The sequence below is a fragment of the Streptomyces cahuitamycinicus genome (genome assembly GCF_002891435.1).
Classification (GTDB): Bacteria; Actinomycetota; Actinomycetes; order Streptomycetales; family Streptomycetaceae; genus Streptomyces; species Streptomyces cahuitamycinicus.
The window spans coordinates 1-723 of the sequence record NZ_POUC01000921.1 but is presented as its reverse complement, the minus strand read 5'-3'; the positions used below and the strand labels follow the sequence as shown (position 1 = coordinate 723).

2 protein-coding genes are annotated in these 723 nt (G+C 70.4%); both read left to right on the top strand.

Going from position 1 to position 723, the window contains the following annotated elements; genetic code table 11:
• Positions 1-462, top strand: a 462-nt coding sequence (locus tag C1J00_RS43900) for a phosphotransferase family protein (protein WP_180989939.1), incomplete at its 5' end; no start/stop codon positions are given.
• Positions 463-541: 79 nt separating this feature from the next.
• The coding region (locus C1J00_RS43895) for a TFIIB-type zinc ribbon-containing protein (RefSeq protein WP_180989938.1) at positions 542-723 on the top strand (182 nt) is incomplete at its 3' end.

Genomic DNA, 723 nt, shown 5'->3' with positions numbered 1-723 from the left:
TATAAGAGACAGCTCCCGCCCTGGGCCCGGGCCGAGGCCCCGATGCCGCACACCGGCACCCTCTGCCACGGCGACCTCCACCTCGGCCAGCTCGTACGACACCCCGCCGCCGATGGGCCCTGGCTGCTGATAGACGTGGACGACCTCGGCGTCGGCGTCCCCGTCTGGGACCTCGCCCGTCCCGCCGCCTGGTACGCCTGCGGCCTGCTCCCGCCCGGTGAATGGGTCCGCTTCCTCACCGCCTATCGGGAGGCCGGCGGCCCGGCCGTCCCCGCCGAGGGCGACCCCTGGCCCGCCCTCGATGTCCCCGCACGTGCCCTCACCGCGCAGACCGCGGCCCGGGCCGTCGCCAAGGCGGTCGCGGCCGGCCGTCCGCTGGACGAGGTGGAGCGGTCGGTCGTGGACGCCTGTGACCGAATGGCTGCCGTCCCGCCCCAGTTGGTGCAGGAGCACGCGAAGTAGGGTGCAACCGAGCACAGCGGGACGCAGTCTGTCCTGGTGAGACGCGAAGCAGGACCGACCGGCGAGGAGTTGAACGACCATGCAGTGTCCGAAGTGCCGTGCGCCGATGCACACGTACAACCGCAACGGTGTCCAGATCGAGCAGTGCAGCGGGTGTCGCGGGATCTTTCTCGACTACGGCGAGCTGGAGTCACTGACCCGCCTGGAAGCCCAGTGGTCCCAGCTGTCTCTTATAAACATCTCCGAGCCCACGAGACTAGC